This is a genomic window from Kitasatospora sp. NPDC088160 (assembly GCF_044741445.1).
Lineage (GTDB): Bacteria > Actinomycetota > Actinomycetes > Streptomycetales > Streptomycetaceae > Kitasatospora.
This window is the reverse complement of sequence record NZ_JBIUSS010000026.1, coordinates 98,224-116,560: the sequence shown is the minus strand read 5'-3', so window position 1 is coordinate 116,560 and position 18,337 is coordinate 98,224. Positions and strand designations below refer to the sequence as shown.

General features: G+C 72.6%; 15 protein-coding genes. 5 read left to right on the top strand and 10 right to left on the bottom strand.

Features of this window, described 5'->3' with window-relative positions:
- Positions 1–28 precede the first annotated feature (28 nt).
- Complete coding sequence (locus ACIOGZ_RS33685) at positions 29–310, top strand: HPr family phosphocarrier protein (RefSeq protein WP_360258304.1); 282 nt, start codon at positions 29–31, stop codon at positions 308–310.
- 62 nt (positions 311–372) lie between these two features.
- Here the strand turns inward: ACIOGZ_RS33685 and ACIOGZ_RS33680 are convergent, their stop codons facing one another.
- From ACIOGZ_RS33680 to ACIOGZ_RS33670, 3 genes are all read right to left on the bottom strand, one after another.
- Positions 373–1,566, bottom strand: coding sequence for an RtcB family protein (locus tag ACIOGZ_RS33680; RefSeq protein ID WP_400988766.1), 1,194 nt, complete (start codon positions 1,564–1,566; stop codon positions 373–375).
- 311 nt (positions 1,567–1,877) lie between these two features.
- A complete protein-coding gene (locus ACIOGZ_RS33675) occupies positions 1,878–3,242 on the bottom strand; it encodes a M16 family metallopeptidase (RefSeq protein WP_400336211.1) in 1,365 nt (454 codons plus the stop codon).
- 20 nt (positions 3,243–3,262) lie between these two features.
- The gene (locus tag ACIOGZ_RS33670) at positions 3,263–4,624 is read right to left on the bottom strand and encodes a pitrilysin family protein (RefSeq protein WP_363584489.1); all 1,362 of its coding nucleotides are present in this window, start codon (positions 4,622–4,624) and stop codon (positions 3,263–3,265) included.
- Between the two features lie 250 nt (positions 4,625–4,874).
- Between ACIOGZ_RS33670 and ACIOGZ_RS33665 the strand changes: the two genes are divergently transcribed.
- Complete coding sequence (locus ACIOGZ_RS33665; protein ID WP_363584491.1) at positions 4,875–7,325, top strand: DNA topoisomerase IV subunit A; 2,451 nt, start codon at positions 4,875–4,877, stop codon at positions 7,323–7,325.
- Between the two features lie 95 nt (positions 7,326–7,420).
- On the top strand, positions 7,421–8,323 hold the full coding sequence (locus ACIOGZ_RS33660; protein WP_363584493.1) for a sucrase ferredoxin: 903 nt from the start codon (positions 7,421–7,423) through the stop codon (positions 8,321–8,323).
- Positions 8,324–8,474: 151 nt separating this feature from the next.
- Here the strand turns inward: ACIOGZ_RS33660 and ACIOGZ_RS33655 are convergent, their stop codons facing one another.
- The 3 genes from ACIOGZ_RS33655 to ACIOGZ_RS33645 form a co-directional block, all read right to left on the bottom strand.
- Complete coding sequence (locus tag ACIOGZ_RS33655) at positions 8,475–9,551, bottom strand: ABC transporter substrate-binding protein (protein ID WP_350880086.1); 1,077 nt, start codon at positions 9,549–9,551, stop codon at positions 8,475–8,477.
- A 120-nt stretch (positions 9,552–9,671) separates the two neighbouring features.
- Positions 9,672–10,547 (bottom strand): ABC transporter permease, encoded by an 876-nt coding sequence (locus ACIOGZ_RS33650; protein ID WP_400988764.1) that lies wholly within the window; start codon positions 10,545–10,547, stop codon positions 9,672–9,674.
- Positions 10,537–11,361, bottom strand: a complete 825-nt coding sequence (locus tag ACIOGZ_RS33645) for an ABC transporter ATP-binding protein (RefSeq protein WP_063349366.1) — start codon at positions 11,359–11,361, stop codon at positions 10,537–10,539. Before ACIOGZ_RS33645 ends, ACIOGZ_RS33650 begins: the two co-directional genes overlap by 11 nt.
- A 219-nt stretch (positions 11,362–11,580) precedes the next feature.
- On the opposite strand from ACIOGZ_RS33645, the gene ACIOGZ_RS33640 reads away from it, so the two are divergent.
- Both ACIOGZ_RS33640 and ACIOGZ_RS33635 read left to right on the top strand, forming a co-directional pair.
- Positions 11,581–13,176 carry a sensor histidine kinase gene (locus ACIOGZ_RS33640; protein WP_363584497.1) on the top strand — a complete coding sequence of 532 codons (1,596 nt, stop codon included), beginning with the start codon at positions 11,581–11,583 and terminating at the stop codon, positions 13,174–13,176.
- A complete protein-coding gene (locus tag ACIOGZ_RS33635) occupies positions 13,176–13,865 on the top strand; it encodes a response regulator (protein WP_363584499.1) in 690 nt (229 codons plus the stop codon). The genes ACIOGZ_RS33640 and ACIOGZ_RS33635 overlap by 1 nt, the downstream gene beginning before the upstream one ends.
- Before the next feature lie 67 nt (positions 13,866–13,932).
- Here the strand turns inward: ACIOGZ_RS33635 and ACIOGZ_RS33630 are convergent, their stop codons facing one another.
- The 4 genes from ACIOGZ_RS33630 to ACIOGZ_RS33615 form a co-directional block, all read right to left on the bottom strand.
- Positions 13,933–15,654 carry a cation acetate symporter gene (locus ACIOGZ_RS33630; RefSeq protein WP_400988775.1) on the bottom strand — a complete coding sequence of 574 codons (1,722 nt, stop codon included), beginning with the start codon at positions 15,652–15,654 and terminating at the stop codon, positions 13,933–13,935.
- 32 nt (positions 15,655–15,686) lie between these two features.
- Positions 15,687–16,250, bottom strand: a complete 564-nt coding sequence (locus ACIOGZ_RS33625) for a DUF485 domain-containing protein (protein WP_400808513.1) — start codon at positions 16,248–16,250, stop codon at positions 15,687–15,689.
- A 125-nt stretch (positions 16,251–16,375) separates the two neighbouring features.
- Entirely contained in the window at positions 16,376–17,071 is a 696-nt protein-coding gene (locus ACIOGZ_RS33620) for a response regulator (protein WP_400988762.1), read from the bottom strand.
- A 73-nt stretch (positions 17,072–17,144) separates the two neighbouring features.
- The gene (locus ACIOGZ_RS33615; RefSeq protein ID WP_363584507.1) at positions 17,145–18,305 is read right to left on the bottom strand and encodes a histidine kinase; all 1,161 of its coding nucleotides are present in this window, start codon (positions 18,303–18,305) and stop codon (positions 17,145–17,147) included.
- Between the last annotated feature and the right edge of the window lie 32 nt (positions 18,306–18,337).

The following is an 18,337-nucleotide window of genomic DNA, read 5'->3' as shown; positions in this document are numbered from 1 at the left end:
AACCAGCTTCACCGGAAAGGCACGTCTCATGGCTGAGCGCCGCGTCACCATCGGTTGGGCCGAGGGCCTGCACGCCCGTCCCGCCTCCGTCTTCGTCCGGGCCGTCACGGCCACCGGCGTGCCGATCACCATCGCCAAGCCCGGCGGCAACCCCGTCAACGCCGCCTCCATGCTCGGCCTGCTCGCCCTCGGCGCCCAGGGCGGCGACGAGGTCGTCCTCGCCTCCGACGCCGAGAACGCCGACGACGCGCTCGACCGCCTCGCCAAGCTCGTCCAGGAAGGCCTCGACGAGCTCCCGGCCGCGGCCTGAGCCGACTCGACCAACCCGACAGGGGTGCCGCCACGGTGTGGCGGCACCCCTGTCGACGTTGATCAGCCCTTGACGCAGACGACCTGCTTGAGGTGGGCGACCACCTCGACGAGGTCCTTCTGCTGCTCGATGACCTTTTCGATGGACTTGTAGGCGCCCGGGATCTCGTCCACGACACCGCTGTCCTTGCGGCACTCCACACCCTTGGTCTGCTCCACCAGGTCCTGCGTGGAGAACCGCTTCTTCGCGGCGCTACGGCTCATCTTGCGGCCGGCGCCGTGCGAGGCCGAGTTGAACGCCGCCTCGTTGCCGAGACCGCGGACGATGTAGGAGCCGGTGCCCATGGACCCCGGGATGATCCCGTAGTCGCCCGTGCCGGCCCTGATCGCGCCCTTGCGGGTCACGAGCAGGTCGACACCGTCGTACGTCTCCTCCGCCACGTAGTTGTGGTGGCAGCTGATGACCTCGTCGAAGGTGACCTTCGCCTTGGTGAACTCGCGACGGACAACGTCCTGGAACAGCGCCATCATCACCGCGCGATTGTTCTTGGCGTACTCCTGGGCCCAGAAGAGGTCCTGTCGGTAAGCAGCCATCTGCGGGGTCTCCGCGATGAAGACCGCGAGGTCCCGGTCGATAAGACCCTGGTTGTGAGGAAGAGACCGTGCCACCTCCATGTGGTGCTCGGCTAGTTCCTTGCCGATATTGCGCGATCCAGAATGCAACATCAACCAAACAAAACCGGTCCCATCTAGGCACACTTCCGAAAAGTGGTTGCCGCGCCCGAGCGTTCCTATCTGCTGCATGGCCCGCTCACGCCGCCAATGCACCGCCGGAGCGACCCTCTCAAAGCGCTGCCAGAAGCCGTTCCAGCCAGCCGCCTGAAAGCCGTAGAGCTTCGTCGGGTCAACCGGTTCTGTGTGAACGCCAGCGCCAACCGGGATGGCCTGCTCGATCTTGGAGCGGAGGCGGGACAGGTCGTCGGGGAGGTCCTCGGCGGTGAGGGAGGTCTTCACCGCGCTCATTCCGCAGCCGATGTCGACACCGACCGCCGCCGGGCAGACGGCGCCCTTCATAGCGATGACGGAGCCGACGGTCGCACCCTTGCCCAGGTGGACGTCGGGCATCACGGCGAGGCCGTGCAGCCAGGGCAGGGAGCTGATGTTGCGCAGCTGCTGCAGGGCCTGGCCCTCGACGGTGGCCGGGTCGGTCCACATCCGGATCGGGACCCGGATTCCGGGCACCTCGGTGTACGTCATGGTCGAACGACCTCCAGCGGTCGGGTGGTTCGGGGAAGGGGGTGCCGCGCGAAGAAGCCCGGTGCGGCTCGGGGAAGTTCGGGGGTGGGGCTCAGGCGCCCTGGGCACAGGGGGAGGACGGCCTCGGGGAGCGTCGGCGTATGGCTCGCTCGACCCGCATGGTGACCGCCTCCCTTCGTTCGTCGTCGTTCGTCGTCGTTCGTGTGTGCCGGGGATATCTATCCACGGAACGCCGCTGGCCCGCAACGGATTTAACAACGCGACGGCCCGGCGGAGCGGGTGCTCCACCGGGCCGTACGGGAAACGCCGGGTCAGCTGACGACGGTGACCTCGCCGATGCCGAGGGCCCGCACGTCGTCGGCGATGACGGCGGCGTCGCCGACCAGCACGGTGACCAGGCGGTCCGGCGGGAAGGCGGCGACGACGGCCTCGGTGGCGGCGGCGGTGGGCAGTTCGGCGAGCTGCCGGTAGACCTCGGCCTGGTAGTCGTCCGCGAGGTACTGCTCGACCTGGTCGGCCAGGGTGCCGGCGACCGAGCCCGCGGTCTCGTACTTCAGCGGTGCGACGCCGACCAGGAACTGAACGGCCTCGTCGCGCTCGGCGTCGGTGAGGCCCTCGGCGGCGAGGGTGCGCAGGATGGTCCAGGTGTCGGCGAGCGCCGGGGCGGTGGAGGCGGTGTCCACCGAGCCGCTGATGGCGAGCAGCGAGCGGCCGCTGCCGTCGGCGGCGGAGCGCAGCGGCTGGGCGAAGGAGCGGACGCCGTAGGTGTAGCCCTTCTCCTCGCGCAGGACGCGGTCGAGGCGGGAGGTGAGGGTGCCGCCGAGGCAGTAGGTGCCGAGGATCTGGGCGGCCCAGACGGGGTCGTGGCGGTCGGGGCCGATGCGGCCGATGAGGAGTTGGGTCTGGACGGAGCCGGGGCGGTCGACGATGACGACGCGGCCGCGGTCGTCGGCGGTGACGGGGGCGTGGGCGGAGGGTTCGGCGGTGTTGCCGGTCCAGGTGCCGAGGGTGCTCTCCAGGAGGGCGGGCAGGTCGGTGCCGGTGAGGTCGCCGACCACGACGACGGTGGCGGTGGCGGGGCGCACGTGGGCGTCGTAGAAGGCCTTGACGGCGGCCCGGTCGATGGCCTTGACCGTGTCGGCGGTGCCGCTGCGGGGCCGGGAGAGGCGGTCGGCGCCGTCGAAGAGCTCGGCGTAGAGGGCCTTGGCGGCGCGCCGGGCGGGGTTGGCCTGCTCGTGGACGATCTCGTCGAGGCGGTTGGCGACGAGGCGCTCGATCTCGTCCTCGGGGAGGGCGGGGGCGCGCAGGGCGTCGGCGAGCAACGAGAGGCCGCGCTGCAGGCGGGAGGCGGGGACCTCCAGGGAGACGCGGATGCAGGGGTGGTCGGCGTGGGCGTCGAGGGTGGCGCCGGCGCGTTCGAGTTCGGCGGCGTACTCCTCGGCGGTGAGGGTGTCGGTGCCTTCGCTGAGGGCGCGGGCGAGGATGGCGGCGATGCCGTCGAGGCCGTCGGGTTCGGCGGCGAGCGGGGCGTCGAGGAGGACCTCGACGGCGACGAGCTGCTGGCCGGGCCGGTGGCAGTGCAGGACGGTGATGCCGTTGCCGAGGGCGGCGCGCTCGGGGGCGGGGAAGGCCCAGGGGCCGGGGGTGCCGGGCTCGGGCTGGGGGTGGAACGTCATGGCGGGGACGTAGTCGGTGCTCATGCGGCGGCACCCTCCTCATCGGTGGCGGCGGGGGCGTCGGTGTCGTCGGCCGTGGTGGGCTCGTAGACGAGGACGGCCCGGTTGTCGGGGTGGAGCCGGGCCTTGGCGACGGCCTGGACCTCCTCGGCGGTGATGTCGAGGACCTTGGGGAGGGCGTCGTTGAGAAGCTTGGGGTCACCGAACAGGACGGCGTAGCGGCAGAGTTCGTCGGCGCGGCCGGCAACGGTGGTGAGCCGGTCGAGCCATTCGCGCTCGATCTGGGCCTGGGCCCGTTCGAGTTCCTCGGGGGTGGGGCCTTCGGCGGCGAAGCGGGCGAGTTCCTCGTCGACGGCGGCGTCGATCTGCTCGATGGTGGCGTCGCCGGAGGTCTTGACGTCGAGCCAGCCGAGGCTGGGGGCGCCAGCGAGGCGGAGCAGGCCGAAGCCGGCGGCGACGGCGGTGCGGTCGCGGCGGACGAGCCGGTTGTAGAGGCGGCTGGACTCGCCGCTGCCGAGGATGGTGAGGGCGAGGTCGGCGGCGTCGGCGTCGCGGGTGCCGTCGTGCGGGAGGCGGTAGGCGGCCATCAGGGCGCGGGAGGGGACGTCCTCGCGGACGTGCTCGCGCAGTTCGCTGCCGATGGTGTCGGGGAGTTCGCCGGAGCGCGGCGGCTGCTTGCCGTCGTGGGCGGGGATGCTGCCGAAGTACTTCTCGACCCAGGCGATGGTCTGCTCGGGGTCGATGTCGCCGACGACGGTGAGGACGGCGTTGTTGGGCGCGTAGTAGGTGCGGAAGAACGCGCGGGCGTCGTCGAGGGTGGCGGCGTCGAGGTCGGCCATGGAGCCGATCGGGGTGTGGTGGTACGGGTGGCCGTCGGGGAACGAGAGCGCGGTGAGCTTCTCGAAGGCGGTGCCGTAGGGGACGTTGTCGTAGCGCTGGCGGCGCTCGTTCTTGACGACGTCGCGCTGGTTCTCCATGGACGTCTCGTCGAGGGCGGCGAGCAGCGAGCCCATGCGGTCGGCCTCCAGCCAGAGGGCGAGCTCCAGCTGGTGGGCGGGCATGGTCTCGAAGTAGTTGGTGCGCTCGAAGCTGGTGGTGCCGTTGAGCGAGCCGCCGGCGCCCTGGACGAGCTCGAAGTGCCCGTTGTTGGAGACGTTGGCGGAGCCCTGGAACATGAGGTGCTCGAAGAGGTGGGCGAGGCCGGTGCGGCCCTTGACCTCGTGGCGGGAGCCCACGTCGTACCAGAGGCAGACCGCGGCGACCGGGGTGAGGTGGTCCTCGGAGAGGACGACGCGCAGGCCGTTGGCCAGGCGGTGCTCGGTGATGGCGATGGCAGCGCCATGTCCTCCGGTGGAGGCGGATGCGGGGGCCGGGTTGGCCATGCGCTCGGGTCCTTCCCGTCGTCGATGTCGGGGTTCGTGTGGCGTCCCCCATTGTGGTGCAACGCGCGGGGGGCGTGTTCGTGTCCCGCGCAGACAGGGCGTTCGCCAGGGGCGGAAGAGGGGCGCTGGCCGGGAGTGTCGGCGCGAGGGTCCACAATGGGGGCGCCGAGCCCTGTTGACGAGGGTCGGCGGATGGACGTCAGAGACTGACCGAGACACAGCAAGCGAGACGTAAGGGAGCCCCGCCGCGATGGCCCGCCGCAGTTCGCAGACCCCGCCGCCCGGAGACTTCGAGGAGCGGATCCTCGATGTCGACGTCGTGGACGAGATGCAGGGCTCCTTCCTGGAGTACGCCTACTCGGTGATCTACTCGCGTGCGCTTCCGGACGCGCGGGACGGTCTGAAGCCGGTGCACCGCCGGATCCTGTACCAGGCCAACGAGATGGGCCTGCGGCCGGACCGCGCGCACGTGAAGTGCGCCCGTGTGGTGGGCGAGGTGATGGGCCGGCTGCACCCGCACGGCGACGCGTCGATCTACGACTCGGTCGTCCGGATGGCGCAGCCGTTCTCGATGCGGCTGCCGCTGATCGACGGGCACGGGAACTTCGGTTCGCTGGGCAACGACGACCCGCCGGCGGCGATGCGCTACACGGAGTCGCGGCTGACGGCGGCGTCGATGGCGATGGTGGAGTCGATCCACGAGGACACCGTCGACTTCGGTCCGAACTACGACGGCAGCGAGCAGGAGCCGTTGGCGCTGCCGGCGGCGTTCCCGAACCTGCTGGTGAACGGCGCGACGGGCATCGCGGTCGGCATGGCGACGAACATGCCGCCGCACAACCTGTCCGAGGTGGTGGCCGCGGCCCGGCACCTGATCAAGCACCCGACCGCGGACCTGGACACGCTGATGCGGTTCGTGCCCGGTCCGGACCTGCCGACGGGCGGGCGGATCGTGGGCCTGTCGGGGATCCGGGACGCGTACGAGTCGGGCCGCGGCACGTTCAAGATCCGGGCGACCACGACGGTCGAGGCGGTGACGGCGCGCCGCAAGGGCATCGTGGTGACCGAGCTGCCGTACAACGTCGGCCCGGAGAAGGTCATTTCGAAGATCAAGGACCTGGTCAACGCGAAGAAGCTGCAGGGCATCGCGGACGTCAAGGACCTGACCGACCGCGAGCACGGGCTGCGGCTGGTGATCGAGGTGAAGAACGGCTTCGTGCCGGAGGCGCTGCTGGAGCAGCTGTACAAGCTGACGCCGATGGAGGAGACCTTCGGCATCAACAACGTGGCGCTGGTGGACGGCCAGCCGCTGACGCTGGGGCTGAAGGAGCTGCTGGAGGTCTACGTCGACCACCGGTTCACCGTGGTGCGGCGGCGCAGCGACTTCCGCCGGCGCAAGCGGGAGGAGCGGCTGCACCTGGTCGACGGTCTGCTGGTCGCGCTGCTCGACATCGACGAGGTCATCGCGATCATCCGGTCGAGTGACAACGCGGGGCAGGCGAAGGAGCGCCTGATGGAGCGCTTCTCGCTGTCGGAGACGCAGACGGCGTACATCCTGGACACTCCGCTGCGGCGGCTGACCCGGTTCGACCGGGTGGAGCTGGAGCAGGAGAAGGCGAAGCTGAACGCGGAGATCGCGGAGCTGACCGAGATCCTGGACTCGGACTCCCGGCTGCGCAGCGTGGTGTCGTCCGAACTCGGCGCGGTGGCGAAGCAGTTCGGGACGGAGCGGCGGACGGTGCTGCTGGAGGCGGGGGCGGCGCCGTCGGCGGCGCTGTCGGTGCCGCTGGAGGTGGCGGACGACCCGTGCCGGGTGCTGCTGTCGTCGACGGGCCTGCTGGCGCGGACGGCGGACGGGGAGCCGTTCGAGCTGTCGGAGAAGCGGTCGAAGCACGATGTGATCGTGTCGGCGGTGCCGGCGACGGCGCGGGCGGACGTGGGTGTGGTGACGTCGGCGGGCCGGGTGCTGCGGCTGCCGGTGATCGATCTGCCGGCTCTGCCGCCGACGCCGTCGCCGACGCTGGCCGGCGGGGCGGCGGTGGGCGAGTTCCTGCGGTTGGAGGCCGGGGAGCGGGCGCTGGCGCTGACCACGCTGGACGAGTCCTCTCCGGGGCTGGCGCTGGGCACGGCGCAGGGCGTGGTGAAGCGGGTGGTGCCGGAGTGGCCGGCGAACAAGGACGAGTTCGAGGTGATCGCCCTCAAGGAGGGTGACGAGCTGGTGGGCGCGGTCGAACTGCGCACCGGCGAGGAGGACTTGGTCTTCATCGCTTCGGACGCGCAGCTGCTGCGCTACCCGGCGGGGCAGGTGCGCCCGCAGGGCCGTCCGGCGGGCGGCATGGCGGGGATCAAGCTCTCCGACGGGGCGCGGGTGCTGTCGTTCACGGCGGTGGATCCGGCGTCGGACGCAGTGGTGGTCTCGGTGGCGGGGGCGTCGGGGACGCTGAGCGGCGAGGAGCAGACGTCGTGGAAGGTGACGCCGTTCGAGCAGTACCCGCGCAAGGGCCGGGCGACGGGCGGTGTGCGCTGCCAGCGGTTCCTGCGCGGTGAGGACGGTCTGACGTTCGCCTGGGCGGGCGTGGCCCCGGCCCGGGCGGCGTCCGACAAGGGCGCGCCGGTGGACCTGCCGGAGCGCGACCCGCGCCGTGACGGTTCGGGCACGCCGGTGACGGCTCCGATCGCGGTGGTGGCCGGCCCGGCGTAGGGCGCGAGCGTGGTGGAGGAGGGGTGCCGGAGCCGTCCGGCGCCCCTCCTTCGTCGTTCCGGGGCGCGGCGGGTGCCGAGGGTAGCCTTACCCGGGTGAGCACCTGTGCGACGCTGTCGCGTGAACTGTCGGAGCCGCTGACCGCCACCGCCGCGGTGGCGACCACCTGGCTGCTGGTGGAGCAGAACGGGCCGTGGGGCGCGAAGGCGCTCGGGGAGAGCCACCTGGACCCGGCGACGGGGCGGGCGCTGGACGCGGCCGCGGCGGGCACCGGGGTGCGGGTGGCGCTGATCCGGCGGCCGGGGCGGCACGCGGACTGCCTGCCGACGGCGCGGCACGAGGTGGTCGTGGCGCACACGGTGCCGGGTCGCGGCTGGGTGCGCCGGGCGGAGGTGGCCGATCCGGCGGAGCTGCTGGAGCTGGACTTCGCGGCGCTGGGCGTCGGTGACCACGGCGGTTTCGGGGTGGAGCACGTCGGCGGCCCGTTGGCGCTGGTGTGCACCAACGGGCGGCGGGACCGCTGTTGCGCGCTGCTGGGCCGACCGTTGGCGGCAGAGCTGGCGGCGGCCGGGCACAGCGAGGTGTGGGAGGTGACGCACCTGGGCGGGCACCGCTTCTCCCCCACGATGCTGGTGCTGCCGTACGGCTACGCGTACGGGCGGCTGACGGCGGAGGCGGCCAAGGAGGTGCTGGCGGCGACGGCGGCCGGGCACATGGTGCCGGCCTGGTCACGGGGCTGTTCAGGCTGGGAGCGTCCGGGTCAGGCGGCCGAGCACGCGGTGCGGTTGGCGACCGGGGAGACCGGGGTGGACGCGCTGACGCTGGCCCAGCGGCCGGACGGCGCGGGCCGTTGGCTGGTCTCGGTGCTGCACCAGGACGGCCGGGCCTGGGAGGTGGACGTGATCGAGGCGGTGAGCGAGCCGGCGCGTCCGGAGAGCTGCGGCAAGGCGGCGGGGACGCCGTCGCGGATGGACGTGCTCTCGGTGCGGGGTCGGTAGCGGGACGGAAGCGCGCCGGCAGGGTCATCAGCAGGTCGGGAGCGCGCGGGCGGCCCCGCGCCCGTGGGGGTGAGCGCGGGACCGGAGCGCGCGGGCGGCCCCGCGCCTGCTGTCCACGGAGGCGCGCGGGGCCGTCACGTCGGGTGTCGGCTCAGCCGGTGACGGCCTTGCCGACGAACTCGGTGGTGTAGGTGCGGGAGAGGTCGATGGTGCCCTCCTTGCCCTTGACGTCCGGGTGGAAGGCGGCGAGCACGGCGAGGACGGTCTTGGGGCCGTCGGCCGGCATCACGCCGTCGGTGGTGAACATCGGCAGGGTCGCCTTGATCGCGGCCGCGTACTGCTCGGCGCCGCCCTGCGCGTAGTCGGCGGGCATCTTCGCGGCGATCTCCTCGGGGCTGTGCGTGGACATCCACTTGAGGGTCTTGACGAAGGCGTTGGCGAGCTTCTGGGTGGTGTCCTTGTTCTTCTCCACCCAGTCGGTGTTCATGTAGAGCGAGGACGACGGGTAGAGGCCGCCGAGGGCCTCGCGGGAGCCCTCGGGTGTGCGCATGTCGTAGAGGATCTTGCCGAGGCCCTTGTCGAGGACGTTGGCGACGGTCGGGTCGGTGGTCATCCCGCCGTCGATGCTGCCCTGTTGGAGCGCGGCGATGAAGGTCTGGCCGGCTCCGACCGCGATCGGGCTGAACTCGCTGACGGCCGTGCCGTTCTTGACGGCGAGGTACTTGGTGAGGAAGTCGGTGGAGGAACCGATGCTGGTGACGCCGAGCTTCTTGCCCTTGAAGTCGGCGCCGGACCTGATGGCGTCGGCCTGCTTGGTGGAGACGAGTTCGACCTCGCCGGGGGCCTGGGAGAACTGCACCACGGACTCGACGATCTTGCCCTTGGCCTGGAGGTCGATGGTGTGGTCGTAGAAGCCGACGGCGCCCTGGACGTCGCCGGCGAGCAGCGCGGTGGTGGCGTTGACGCCGGCGGGCTCGCTCATCAGCTCGACGTTGACGCCCGCGTCGGCGAAGAAGCCGAGCCGCTGGGTGAGCATCGCGGGCAGGTAGATGACCTTGTCCAGGCCACCGACCATGATCTTGACCTTCGGCCCGTCGACCTGCCGGCCGGCCGGGGCGGCGGCGCCGTGGGTGGTCGTGGCGGCGTCGTTGGCGCAGGCGGAGAGCGGGAGGAGCAGGACGGCGGCGAGGGCGGCCGCGGCGGGTCTGCCGATCGGGTTCGGGCGCATGGGTGGGGGTGCCTCTCTCTGCGAGGGGGGATCAGCGGCGCAGGGGGTTCAGCGAAGCGGGGGGTTCGCGACGCAGGGGGTTCGCGACGCAGGGGATGGGGTTCAGCGACGCAGAAGGGTTCAGCGGCCGTCGCCCGTGTCTGCGGGCTTCCAGCGGAACAGCTTCGTCTCGGCGAAGGTCAGCAGCCCCTCGGTGAGCAGCGCCACGACGGCGAGGATGGTCATGGCGGCGTACACGCCGGCCGCGTTGAAGGTGCCCTGGGCGGCGGCGACGAGCAGGCCGAGGCCCTTGGTGGCGCCGATGTACTCGCCGACGATGGCCCCGATCAGGGCGAAGCCGAAGCTGACGTGCAGGCTGGTGAAGATCCAGGTGGTGGCGGCGGGGATGACCACCTGGAGGGTGACCTTGCGGCCGTCGGCGCCGAGGATGCGGACGTTGGAGACGAGGTTGCGGTCCACCTCGCGGGCGCCCTGGAAGGCGTTGAAGAACACCGGGAAGAACACCAGGACGACGGCGGAGGCGACCTTGGAGGCCGGGCCGAGGCCGAACCAGATCAGGAAGATCGGGGCGAGCACGATCCGCGGGATGGCGTTGAGCACCTTGATGTAGGGCCCGAACACGTCGGCCAGGAAGCGGACCCGGCCGAGCGCGATGCCGAGCAGCACACCGCAGATGACGCCGATCACCCAGCCGGTGAGGGCCTCGTAGAGGGTGTAGCCGATCTGTTCGCCGAGCGAGCCCTGCGCGGTGCCGTGGGTGATCCACTGCCAGATCTGGTCCCAGATCCTCGACGGCTGCGAGAAGTTGAACGGGTCGATGACGTCCGTGCGGGCGCAGACCTCCCACAGTCCGAGGAAGGCGACCAGGACCGCGACCCGGGCCCCGTAGACGGTCAGCCTCCGGTTGCGGGCGGCCCGTTCGCGGGCCTCGGTACGGCTGGCGGGGGTGGCCGCCGGGGGCTTGTCGGCGACGGCCGACGCGGTCTCAAGCGGCACGACCCGCTCCTCTCTCCCGGGTGATGCGCACCTCTTCGCCGAGCGAGGCCCAGATCTCGCGGTACAGCTCGACGAACCTCGGTTCCAGCCGGACGGCCTCCACGGTGCGCGGTCGTGGCAGGTCGACGGTGAAGATCTCCTTGACGGTGGCCGGTCCGGCCGTCATGACGACGACCCGGTCGGCGAGCGCGATGGCCTCGTCCAGGTCGTGGGTGACGAAGACGACCGACGCGGCGTTCCCGGAGGACCTGGTCCCGGCCCACAGCTCCAGCAACTGGTCGGACATCAGGGCGCGGGTCTGCACGTCCAGCGCCGAGAACGGCTCGTCCATCAGCAGGATGTCCGGGTCGTTGACGAAGGTCTGGGCGAGCGCGACGCGCTTGCGCATGCCGCCGGACAGCTGGTGCGGGTAGCGGTCCTCGAAGGCGGCGAGGCCGACGCGGCCCAGCCAGTCCCGGGCCCGTTCCCTGGCCTCGGCGGTGGGCACGCCGCGGAAGCGCGGCCCGGCCATCACGTTGGACAGGACGGTGCGCCAGGGGAAGACGGCGTCCTGCTGGAAGACGAAACCGACCTTGGGGTGGATCCCGCGGACCGGCTCGCCGTCCACTCGGACCTCACCCTCGGTGGGCTCCTCCAGGCCGCTGACCAGGGTCAGCGTGGTGGACTTGCCGCAGCCGGTGGGCCCGACGACGGCGACGAACTCGCCTTGGGCGACGGTCAGATCGAGATCACGGACGGCGGTGTGCAGGGCCCCGGACGGGGTGCGGAACCGTTTCGTCGCGCCAGTCAGCTCGATCGCCGGGGTTGTGCTCATTCGATCCTCCCGGGTCTGTGCTTGCCCCGGAAAGGTAGGAGCGGGCCGGGCCCGGGCGGGAGCCTTCTCGGCGTACTGCGGTTTCTCCGCATTGAGGGGTGTTCTGCTCCTTTTGCTTCCGCTACAACTGCGGGGACGCGGCTGACAGAAACACGCCGGAAACGTAGGGTGTCCCGACCCTGACGTACCCGCCCCCACAGCCGCCGAGAGGAGGCCCGGATGAAGCTGCCCCGCTGGCCCCGCCGGGTCTTCGCGCAACTGCTGCTGAGCCAGACCGTCGTCACCGTCGGTGTCACCACCGTGACCGCCGGCCTGTTCCTGGCCCCGGTCAGCAGCGAGCTGGACCACGACGCGATGCAGCGGGCGCTGTCGATCGCCCAGGCCACCGCCACCGACGAGGCGATCGCCCGCGCCGCCGACGCCCGGGACTCGGCGACCGCGCAGCGCAACGCCGAGCAGATCCGGCTGGCCACCGGCGCGAGCTTCGTGGTGGTCACCGACCTGGACGGGATCCGGCTCTCGCACACCGACCCGGAGCGGATCGGCCACCGGGTCAGCACCGATCCGGAGCCGGCGCTCAGCGGGCTCAGCGTCACCGCGATGCAGCAGGGCACGCTGGGCCGCACCGCGCGCGGCAAGGTGCCGCTGCGGGCCGCGGACGGCCGGATCGTCGGCGAGGTGTCGGTCGGCATCAGCGACGACTCGATCCGCCGCCGGCTGCTGAAGATGCTCACCGGGATCCTGCTGTGCGCGGGCGCGGGCCTGGCCGCGGGGACGGTCGCCACGCTGGCGCTGGCCCGGCGGCTGAAGCGCCGCACCCACAACATCGCGCTGGCCGACATCTCGGCGCTGCTGGTGGAGCGGGAGGCGATGCTGCACGGCATCCGCGAGGGCATGGTGGCGCTGGACGAGCGCGGCCGGATCCGGCTGGCCAACGACGAGGCGGTGCGGCTGCTCGGCCTGCCGGAGGACTGCACCGGGCGGCCGATCCACGCGGTGCTGCCGCCGGGCCGGCTGGCGGACGTGCTGACCGGGCGGATCACCGGCGCCGACCTGCCGGCGGTCCGGGACGACCGGGTGCTGGTGGTCAACCGGATGGGCACGGCCGAGGGCGGCGCGGTCGTGACGCTCCGCGACCGGACCGAACTGGAGTCGCTGGTCCGCGAGTTGGACACCACGCGCAGCCTGACCGAGGCACTGCGCGCCCAGGACCACGAGCACGCCAACCGGATGCACACCCTGCTGGGCCTGCTGGAGCTGGGCCGCCACGAGCAGGCGGTGGCGTTCATCTCGGAGCAGTCCGGTTCGCACGCGGTGGTCGCGGCGCGGATCGCCGAGCAGGTGCAGGATCCGCACGTCGCGGCGCTGCTGGCGGGCAAGACGGCGGTGGCGGGCGAGCGCGGGGTGCGGCTGGCGCTGGCCCCGGCGGCGCACCTGCCGGACGCGGTGGTGGACGCGCGGGCGCTGGTGACGGTGCTCGGCAATCTGATCGACAACGCGGTGGACGCGCTCGCGGCGGGTGGGGGCGGCCGGCTGGAGGTGACGCTGGCGGCGGCCGGCTCCACACTGCTGCTCCAGGTCGCGGACAGCGGCCCGGGCGTGCCGGAGGAGCTGCGCGAGCAGGTCTTCGAGGAGGGGTGGACCAGCAAGGACGCGCCCGCGCACCGTCCGCGCGGGCTGGGGCTGGCGATGGTGCGGCGACTGGTCGAACGGACCGGCGGCCGGATCGTGCTCGACGCGGGACCGCTCGGCGGCGCCCGGTTCACGGTCGAGCTGCCCGAGGCCCTGCTCACCCCTCAGCTCGTGGAGGCCTGATGATCGACGTACTCGTGGTGGACGACGACTTCCGGGTCGCGGACGTGCACGCCGCGTACGTGGCCAAGGTGCCGGGCTTCCGGGTGACCGGTACCGCGCACTCGGCCGGGGAGGCGCTGGCCGCGCTGGAGCGCCGCCCGGTGGACCTGCTGCTGCTCGACCACCACCTGCCGGACGAGACCGGCCTGGCGCTGGTGCGCCGGCTGCGGGAGCGGCAGGTGGCCTGCGACGTGATGATGGTGACGGCCGCCCGGGACGTGTCGACGGTGCACGCCGCGATGCAGCACGGCGCGCTGCAGTACCTGGTCAAGCCGTTCACCTTCGCCGGCCTGCGGGACAAGCTGGTCGCGTACGCGCAGCTGCGGCACGCGCTGGCCGGCCCGGCGGCCCGGGAGGCCGGCCAGGACGAGGTGGACCGGCTGTTCGCCACCCTGCGCAGCGCCGCCGCCCCGGCCGGCCCGCTGCCGAAGGGGCACTCGGCGCCCACCACCGACCTGGTGCTGGGGGTGCTGCGCCAGGCGGGCCGCCCGCTGTCCGCGCAGGAGGTCGCGGACGCCACCGGGCTCAGCCGCTCGACGGCGCAGCGCTACCTCAAGCAGCTGGAGCGGGACAGCCGGCTGCGGCTGACCCTGCGCTACGGCGACACCGGCCGCCCCGAGCACCGCTACGGCCTGGCGGTCCGGACCTGACACCACGCCCGGACGTGGGGGAACCCCGGCGGCCCCAGGCCCGCCGGGGTTCCCCGGGGCGCGGCGCTCAGGCCGCGCCCGCACCGGTGAGGGCGCGCACCTCCAGCTCGGCGAAGCGGTCCGCGTCGGCCGGCTCGGGCGAGGTGATCGTCCCGATCCAGCCGGCCAGGAAGCCGAGCGGGATGGAGATGATGCCGGGGTTCTCCAGCGGGAACCAGTGGAAGTCGACGCCGGGGAAGAGCGCCACCTTGGTGCCGGAGACCACCGGGGAGAAGACGACCAGCACGATCGCCGGGACCAGCCCGCCGTACACCGACCAGACCGCGCCGCGGGTGGTGAACCGCGACCAGAACAGGCTGTACAGCAGGACGGGCAGGTTGCTGGAGGCCGCCACCGCGAAGGCCAGGCCGACCAGGAAGGCGACGTTCAGCTGCTGGGCGTAGAGGCTGATCGCGATCGCGGCCGCGCCGATCCCGACGGCCGCGAACCGTGCCACCCAGACCTCCTGGCGCTCGCTGGCCTCGCCCGTCGGCTCGGCCTCCGCCACGTCCCCCGCATCCCCCGCCTCCCCCGGCCGGGAGGCCGGGACGGCGGCACGCCGCCGGAAGGGGCGCCGGCGCGGCCGGCCGCGCCAGGCACCGGCCCAGATGTCGTGGGCGAAGGCCGCCGAGGAGGCCAGGGTGAGCCCGGCGACCACGGCGAGGATGGTGGCGAAGGCGATCGCCGAGATCAGCGCGAACAGCACCACCCCGCCGGTGCTGCCGTTGCCGCCGCCGAGCACCAGGGCGAGCAGCGGGACGGCGGTGTTCCCGGCCGAGTTGGCGTGCCGCACCTCCGCCGAGCCGACCAGCGCGGTCGCGCCCAGGCCGAGCGCGATGGCCATCAGGTAGAAGCCGCCGACCAGGCCGATCGCCCACATCGTGGAGCGGCGGGCGGCCCGCGCGGTGGGCACGGTGTAGAAGCGGGACAGGATGTGCGGCAGTCCGGCGGTGCCGAGCACCAGGGCGAGGCCCAGGCTGAAGAAGTCGAGCCGGCTGGTGAAGGTGGCGCCGTACTTGAGGCCGGGTTCGAGGTAGCGCCGCCCGGCGCCGCTGTGCTGGGCGGCCTGGCGCATCAGCTCGCCGACGTCGCCGTGGAAGCGGACCATCAGCAGCACGGTGAGCAGCACCGAGCCGGCGATCAGCAGGAAGGCCTTGACGATCTGGATCCAGGTGGTGGCCCGCATCCCGCCGATCGTGACGTAGACGATCATCAGTCCGCCGACGGCGACGATGGTCCAGGTCCGGGCCTGGGCACTGTTGGTGCCGAGCAGCAGGGCGACCAGCGAGCCCGCGCCGACCATCTGGGCGACCAGGTAGAGCAGGGTGACGACGACGCTGGCGCCACCGGCCGCGGCCCGGACCTTGCGGCGGCGCAGCCGCAGGGCGAGCACGTCGGCGAGGGTGTACCGGCCGGCGTTGCGGACCAGTTCGGCGACCAGCATCAGCACCACCAGCCAGGCGACCAGGAAGCCGATGCTGTAGAGCACGCCGTCGTAGCCGTACAGCGCGATCAGCCCGGCGACGCCGAGGAAGGAGGCGGCGGAGAGGTAGTCGCCGGAGAGCGCGAAGCCGTTCTGCAGCGGGGTGAAGTCGCGGCCGCCGGCGTAGAAGTCCTCGGTGGCGCTGCCCCGGCGGCCGACCCAGAGGGTGATCGCCAGGGTGACCAGGACGACGACGGCGAACAGCGCGATCGCGAGGTCGTGGTGGTCGCCGGTGGGGGCGACGGGGGGCGGGGTGGCGGTCGTCATCGCGGTCGTCACCGCGGTCGTGATCGTGGTCGTCATCGCAGCTGGTCCTGGGTGTCCCAGCGCAGGCCCAGGGCGGCGCGGTCGCGCTTGGTCCGGGCGTTGCGGGCGTAGAGCCAGGTGAGCAGGAAGGTGGAGGCGAACTGCAGCAGGCCGAGCAGCCAGGCCACGTTGAGCGGGCCGGCCACCTGGCTGCGCATCAGGCCGGGGGCGGCGGCCTGCGCGGCGACGTACATCAGGAACCAGCCGAGGAAGGCTCCGCTGACCGGGAAGACGAACGACCGGTAGCTGCGGCGGATGTCCTGGAAGGCGTCGCTGCGCTGGACGGCCCGGTACACCTCGGTGCTGTCGGTGGCGGGCACCAGGGCCCGGGGGGCGGTCGCCGGTTCGACGGCGGGCTGGGCGGCGGGGGCAGCGGCGGCCCGGACGGGCGCCCGCTCGGCCGGTACCGGCTGGACCGCGCGGGTGGGGGCCGACTGGGCCGGTACCGCCGGTTGGCCGGGCACGTCCGGCCGGTCGGCGGCGGTGGCGGCGGCCGGAGCGGCCCACCAGTCAAATCGCTGCCCCTGTCCGGGACTGCTCGTCTGCTGCTGTGGCACAACTGCTCCTGGACCGGCGGGCACTCTGACCCCAACCATGATGGTGGCCGCCGGACAGCCCCTCTGACCATTGCCGATACCTTCACTCGATGAGGTGATCGATCATCCGACAGACACTCATCCGACTACTGCTGCGTACCGGTGATCCCGTGTCGAAAGGCGTACGAGACCGCCTGCGCCCGGTCCCGTACCGCGGTCTTGGCGAACAGGTTGTTGATGTGCGTCTTCACGGTGGCCTGGCTGACGAACAGCCGCTGGGCGATCTCGGCGTTGGAGAGCCCCTCCGCGATCAGCGCCAGCACCTCCGCCTCCCGGGCGGTCAGCCCGTCCGGGAGCTCCCCCGGCCGCCCGGCCGGCTTCCCGGCCCCCGGCGCGGATCCGGCCGCAGGCCCTGAAAGCCTTTCCAGCAAACGGAGTTGGATCTGCGGCGAGAGCCCGGCCGCCCCCGCGCGGACGTCCGCGATCGCCCGGGCGATCTCCTCGCCACCGGCGTCCTTGGTGAGGTAGCCGCGCGCCCCGGCCTGCAGAGCGGGGAAGAGCGAGTCGTCGTCGGCGTAGGTGGTGAGCACCACGACCTCGGTCTGCGGGTGCGCGGCCCGGATCCGCCGGGTCGCCTCGACGCCGTCGACGCGCGGCATCCGCAGATCCATCAGCACCACGTCCGGGTGACACCGTTCCACCAGGGCGACGGCCTCCTCCCCATCCGCCGCCGCGCCGACCACCTCGATGCCGGGCAGCAGCCCCAGCAGCATCACGATGCCCTCGCGCACCACCGTCTGGTCGTCCACCACCAGCACCCTGGTGACTTCTGCCTCGCTCATGCGCCCGCCCCGCTTCGCTCGGCAGTCGCTTCGCGAAATCCGCACCTGCTGATGATGAGCTCGCCGCGCTCGCTCATGCCGGCACCTGCAGCAGCACGCGCCACCCTCCGTCCTCGGGGCCCGCCAGCAGGGTGCCGCCGAGCAGTTCCGCGCGTTCGCGCATCCCCAGCAGACCGTACCCGCTGCCGCTGGCCGCCAGCTCCCCGGACGGTTCGCCGCGCGGAGGGCGGGAGTTGCGCACCTCCAGCTCCACCGCCTCCGTCAGGTAGCGCAGTTCGACGGTGCACCGGGCGCCGGGCGCGTGCTTGCGGACGTTGGTCACCGCCTCCTGCGCGGTGCGCCGCACCGCAAGGGCGGCCTCGGCGGCGAGCGGTCGGGGCGTGCCGGTGACGGTGAGCGCGGCCCGCTCCCGCCCGGTCAGCTCCACCAGGAACTCACCGACCGGGGTGAGCTCGCCGCGCAGCGCGGACAGCGCCTGCCGGGTCTCGACCAGCCCGTCCTGGGCCATCCGCCGGGCGGCGACGACCCGCTCGCGGATCTGCCCGCGGTCGGTGCCAGCGTCCAGCATCAGCCGGGCCGCCTCCAGGTGGACGAGCTGCGCGGAGAGGCTGTGCGCGAGCACGTCGTGGATCTCCCGGGCGATCCTGGCCCGTTCGGCGAGCGCCGCGCTCTCCGCCTCGGCGGCCCGGGCGGCGCGCTCCTGGGTGAGCAGCTGGCGGGCGGTGCCGCGGGCCTCGACGTCCAGCCGCAGCAGGTAGCCGAGCAGGCCGAGCCCGCCGATGGTGGCGAAGATGCTCACCCAGCTCGCCCAGCTGGCGGCAGTGTACGAGCCCAGCGCGGCCGCCGCGGTGAGCAGGCCGGGCGCGGGCGGCAGCCGGACCACCCCGACCACGGCCAGCCCGCACCAGACGAAGTCGGCCAGCAGGTAGGCCTGCCCCCAGTTGGCCAGCCAGGCGCTGCCGAGCAGGGCGACGGCCAGGCCCAGCGAGAGCGCCAGGCGCTGTTCCCGGGTGGCGTAGAGGTAGCCGGTGGCCAGGGCGGCGACCCCGAGCAGTCCGGCCGCCACGACCACCACCGCCCAGCCCGCGTACTTGCCGCCGGAGAACGTCCCCCAGCAGACGACGACCAGCAGGACGGTGCGGCCGAGCAGGGAGAGGGCCCGCCGCGGCCATCTCCCGACCTCGCGCTCCAGCCCCTCGCGGGACGGCCAGCGGGTCCAGTACCACTCGACCACAGGTGCCTCCTCGACGTTCTCGGACAGCGGGC

What these genes read in the sequence shown, in the direction of transcription:
- ACIOGZ_RS33685 (WP_360258304.1), top strand. Translation starts at nt 29, where the DNA reads ATGGCTGAGCGCCGCGTCACCATCGGTTGGGCCGAGGGCCTGCACGCC.
- ACIOGZ_RS33680 (WP_400988766.1), bottom strand. Translation starts at nt 1,566, where the DNA reads ATGACGTACACCGAGGTGCCCGGAATCCGGGTCCCGATCCGGATGTGG.
- ACIOGZ_RS33675 (WP_400336211.1), bottom strand. Translation starts at nt 3,242, where the DNA reads ATGACGTTCCACCCCCAGCCCGAGCCCGGCACCCCCGGCCCCTGGGCC.
- ACIOGZ_RS33670 (WP_363584489.1), bottom strand. Translation starts at nt 4,624, where the DNA reads ATGGCCAACCCGGCCCCCGCATCCGCCTCCACCGGAGGACATGGCGCT.
- ACIOGZ_RS33665 (WP_363584491.1), top strand. Translation starts at nt 4,875, where the DNA reads ATGGCCCGCCGCAGTTCGCAGACCCCGCCGCCCGGAGACTTCGAGGAG.
- ACIOGZ_RS33655 (WP_350880086.1), bottom strand. Translation starts at nt 9,551, where the DNA reads ATGCGCCCGAACCCGATCGGCAGACCCGCCGCGGCCGCCCTCGCCGCC.
- ACIOGZ_RS33645 (WP_063349366.1), bottom strand. Translation starts at nt 11,361, where the DNA reads ATGAGCACAACCCCGGCGATCGAGCTGACTGGCGCGACGAAACGGTTC.
- ACIOGZ_RS33640 (WP_363584497.1), top strand. Translation starts at nt 11,581, where the DNA reads ATGAAGCTGCCCCGCTGGCCCCGCCGGGTCTTCGCGCAACTGCTGCTG.
- ACIOGZ_RS33635 (WP_363584499.1), top strand. Translation starts at nt 13,176, where the DNA reads ATGATCGACGTACTCGTGGTGGACGACGACTTCCGGGTCGCGGACGTG.
- ACIOGZ_RS33630 (WP_400988775.1), bottom strand. Translation starts at nt 15,654, where the DNA reads ATGACGACCGCCACCCCGCCCCCCGTCGCCCCCACCGGCGACCACCAC.
- ACIOGZ_RS33620 (WP_400988762.1), bottom strand. Translation starts at nt 17,071, where the DNA reads ATGAGCGAGGCAGAAGTCACCAGGGTGCTGGTGGTGGACGACCAGACG.